This window comes from Agriterribacter sp. (assembly GCF_035444585.1).
Classification (GTDB): domain Bacteria; phylum Bacteroidota; class Bacteroidia; order Chitinophagales; family Chitinophagaceae; genus Agriterribacter.
This window is the reverse complement of the sequence record NZ_DAOMOZ010000318.1, coordinates 1-3,852: the sequence shown is the minus strand read 5'-3', so window position 1 is coordinate 3,852 and position 3,852 is coordinate 1. Positions and strand designations below refer to the sequence as shown.

The window sequence follows — 3,852 nt, the reverse complement described above, 5'->3', positions numbered from 1 at the left end:
GCAGTTTGGCAAAAGCGCCGCCGGCATTGCCAAAACCGATAATACCTACTGTTTTACCGGTAAGTTCTGTTCCCCTGTTGGCGTCTCTTATCCATTTGCCTGCTGCTACTTCCTGCCTGCTGCTGCAAATTTTATTCATCAGCGCAAGCAATACGCCCAATACATGTTCTCCCACCGCATTGCGGTTACCTTCGGGACTGCTTTCGCATTGTATGCCTTTCGATTCGGCATAATCAACATCTATCAGTTCCATACCACTGCCCAAACGACCGATCCATTTCAAACGGGGTGCTTTATCCAGTATGGCCCGGTCAATTTTAAGGCGTGTAGTAACAATTAAACCCTCAATATCTTTTATCTCATCGCTCAATGCTTCATAGGTGATTTGCGGGGAATAGATTACAGTATAATTTTTTTGTTGCAGGGTATCCAACAGGTACTGATGTGCTTTTGCGGTAACGATTACCTTTCTCATATTTGTGAATAGTCAATAGTGAATTGTGAATACTTAATACTTACCACTTACTACTTACCACTTCTATTCCTTCATCATAAATCCCAGCTCCACAAAATCGCCTACACCCAACTGTTCTGCTCTTTTGTCAAAAATCGGTTTTTTAAGCGTTTCTTCTTCAAACAGATTCCTAACGGCATTGCGCAGGGTTTTACGCCTTTGATTGAACGCGGCTTTCACGAGTAAAAAAAATTGCTTTTCATCATGGATCTGCAGCGGTTCGGCTTTGGGCGTTAAACGAATAACGGCACTTTTTACTTTGGGTGGCGGCGTAAAGCATTGTTCATGCACTTCAAATAAATAGGCTACCTCAAAAAAGGCCTGTACCAGCACGCTCAGAATACCGTATACCTTATTGCCCGGCTTTGAGGCTATACGCTGCGCCACTTCCTTTTGGAACATGCCCAGCATCCCTTCCACATCTTTTTTCCAGTCCAGCACTTTAAAAAGGATTTGCGAAGATATGTTGTAAGGGAAATTACCCACTATCGTAAACTTCCCTTCAAAGGGCTGATCTGCATCCAGGATACTTTTATGGATGAGCTTTCCTTTTATTTCGGGCCAGCTATTTTCCAGAAAGCGTATCTTTTCTTCATCCAATTCTATAGCCTTAAATGCCACACCTGGTAAATGAATGAGGTGTTTGGTAAGTGCGCCTCCGCCCGGGCCCACTTCCAGCAATTGCTTAAAAGGCTGCTCCCGCAATGCAGCAATGATCCTGCGCACCATATTTTCATCACGCAGGAAATGCTGTCCTAATGATTTCTTTAATGTATACATTGAAAGGCCTAAAAATACGAAAACCAGTTACAATCCCGTAAATTCGCGGATCAACTCAGTGTAGTATGTCAAATCAGAACAGTAAACCGGCAATTGGTGTTTCCTGCGGCGATATCAATGGCATCGGAATAGAATTGATCATTAAAACTTTTTCCGACAGCAGGATGCTGGATGTTTGCACACCTGTAATTTTCGCCTCCAACAAACTGATCAACTTTTACAGGAAGACATTGCCGGAATCCAACTTCAGCTTTCAGAATCTGAAAGACCCCGCAAGGCCCTATGCACGGCAGGTAAATTTATACAGTTCCTGGGAAGAAGAAGTGAATATTACCCCCGGCCAGCTAACGGAAGCAGGTGGTAAATATGCTGTTAAATCGCTCCAGGCGGCAGTGCGGGCCCTAAAAGCCAAACATATCCAGGCACTGGTTACAGCTCCTTTCCATAAAAAAAACGTGCAGTCGCCCGAATTCAATTTCAGCGGACATACTCCTTTTTTAAAACAATTTTTTGGAGTGGAGGATGTAGTGATGCTCATGTGCTCCGGTAATATGCGTGTGGCGCTGGTTACAGAACATGTGCCCGTAAAAGATATTGCCCAGCAAATAACACGGCAGGCTGTTCTTAAAAAATTATTCATATTAAAAGAAAGCCTGCAAAAAGATTTTGGCATAGATAAACCCAAAATTGCAGTGCTCGGACTTAACCCGCATGCAGGTGATGAAGGGCTTGTTGGGAAAGAAGAGGAAGAACAAATAAAACCGGCCATCAAGGAAGCCAAACACAACAATATACTTGCTTTTGGCCCGTACAGCGCGGATGCATTTTTTGCCAGGGGAAGCCACGAAAAATTTGATGCTGTGTTGGCCATGTATCACGACCAGGGGCTGATCCCTTTTAAATCCCTGTCAAAAGGCGAGGGTATCAATTATACCGCCGGCTTACCCGGTGTAAGAACATCTCCCGACCATGGCACCGCGTTTGACATTGCAGGAAAAAACAGGGCCGACGAATCATCTTTCCGGCAGTCCATATATACGGCAGTTGATATTTTACAACAGCAGTATGAATATGCACAGAGCCGTTCCAACCCGATGAAACGGATGTCGGACGTTGTGCTTACCAACGTGGAAGATGAAAAAATAGAAGAAGCCGGAGAAACGGAAAAATAAACCGCTGCTTAAAGAAAATCATCACTCTTCCTGTACGCTTTTATCAGCGCCTGTTCTCCTTCTTTGCCGGGTTTTGAATTGCCGTGCTCCATGCCCATAATGCCCCGGTATCCTTTGTCATAAATGTATTTGAATACATTCCTGTAATTGATCTCCCCTGTGGTTGGTTCCTTCCTGCCGGGATTGTCGCCTATCTGGAAATAAGCGATCTCGCTCCAGGTCAGTTCAATATGATTAATGAGATTCCCCTCATTTTTCTGCATGTGGTAAATATCATATAATATTTTACAGGAGGGGCTGTTCACACCCCTGCATATTTCATAGGTTTGCGTTGATGTGCGCAAAAAAAGATTGGGCGTGTCGCTCAACGGCTCCAGCACCATGATAATACCATGTGGCTCCAGGATCTCCGCCCCCCGTTTAAGCGCATCAATTACGTTACCGGTTTGAATACCAATGGGTAAATTTCTTTCAAAATCGCCGGGCACCACGGTTACCCATTTTGCATTTACACGTTTGGCTACTTCTACCGATTGGCGGCAGCCTTTTAAAAAAATATCAAGATGCTCCTGCTTGCCGGCAGCGAGTGTGTTTTGACCATTGCCGCCCTTAGGCACTACAAAAACGCCCATTGTCATTCCAAGCCTGGCAAGCGTTTCCCCAATTTTGGTTTGCTGATCTACACTTCTCCCCGTCATCCCGTTGTCTTCAATGGAGCGAAAGCCCTGATCGTACATATATTTTATCTGGTCAATAAAATCATTGCCCCCACTATTTTTGAACATGCCGTCGTGCGGAGCATAATTCAGGTTAAATGTTTTTTCCGCGAGGGGTCCGTTTACCTTTTCATTTTTATTTCCGGTAGCAAAAGCAGCCGATCCCACCAAAGCAGAAGCCCCGGCCAAAACTCCTTTTTGTAAAAAATTCCTGCGTTGCATATTGAATATCGTTTGAGGGTTAAAAATAGGACAAACCATACCAATAATTAAAACATTTTTCTGATCCTGCCTTTCCGGAATTCCGGAGAGCGGTGGCGTAGGGTATGAGGCGTAAGGTTTAGGTATGAGGCGTAGGGTTTAAGGTGTAAGGTATAAGGTCAGACCAGTAACTGTTTATATATATAAGTCCGGGAGAAGAATTAAGCAGAGAAGAGCCCCCTTTTCGCCCTTCATTGTCACAGATCAGTCATAACTGGGATCCATTACCATATTTTCCTGATTATGAAAACCTTCCTCGCGCACAAACAGGACCTTTGCGGCACCTAAACAGGAAGTTGAAGTCATTCTGATAAACGATAATCATATTATGATCCGGTCATCTGCGAAAATAATTATTAAACTACCACCTGCAAAGCAGGTGGATTTATGGGTAAAGCCATAGGCTAAG

The 3,852-nt window shown here is 44.2% G+C and carries 4 protein-coding genes; 1 reads left to right on the top strand and 3 read right to left on the bottom strand.

Annotation, left to right across the window (positions count from 1 at the left end; genetic code table 11):
• On the bottom strand, positions 1–475 hold a 475-nt coding region (locus tag PLH26_RS20830; protein WP_324587946.1), incomplete at its 3' end, for an NAD(P)-dependent oxidoreductase.
• A 63-nt stretch (positions 476–538) separates the two neighbouring features.
• The gene (gene rsmA / locus PLH26_RS20825; RefSeq protein WP_324587945.1) at positions 539–1,294 is read right to left on the bottom strand and encodes a 16S rRNA (adenine(1518)-N(6)/adenine(1519)-N(6))-dimethyltransferase RsmA; all 756 of its coding nucleotides are present in this window, start codon (positions 1,292–1,294) and stop codon (positions 539–541) included.
• Positions 1,295–1,359: 65 nt separating this feature from the next.
• On the opposite strand from rsmA, the gene pdxA reads away from it, so the two are divergent.
• Positions 1,360–2,466 carry a 4-hydroxythreonine-4-phosphate dehydrogenase PdxA gene (gene pdxA, locus PLH26_RS20820; RefSeq protein WP_324587944.1) on the top strand — a complete coding sequence of 369 codons (1,107 nt, stop codon included), beginning with the start codon at positions 1,360–1,362 and terminating at the stop codon, positions 2,464–2,466.
• Positions 2,467–2,474: 8 nt separating this feature from the next.
• Here pdxA and PLH26_RS20815 read toward each other — a convergent pair whose 3' ends face one another.
• A complete protein-coding gene (locus PLH26_RS20815) occupies positions 2,475–3,404 on the bottom strand; it encodes a hydroxypyruvate isomerase family protein (protein ID WP_324587943.1) in 930 nt (309 codons plus the stop codon).
• Positions 3,405–3,852 lie beyond the last annotated feature (448 nt).

Bases quoted from the DNA above. Each gene is read 5' to 3' on its own strand.
- rsmA (WP_324587945.1), bottom strand. From the start codon at position 1,294: ATGTATACATTAAAGAAATCATTAGGACAGCATTTCCTGCGTGATGAA.
- pdxA (WP_324587944.1), top strand. From the start codon at position 1,360: ATGTCAAATCAGAACAGTAAACCGGCAATTGGTGTTTCCTGCGGCGAT.
- PLH26_RS20815 (WP_324587943.1), bottom strand. From the start codon at position 3,404: ATGCAACGCAGGAATTTTTTACAAAAAGGAGTTTTGGCCGGGGCTTCT.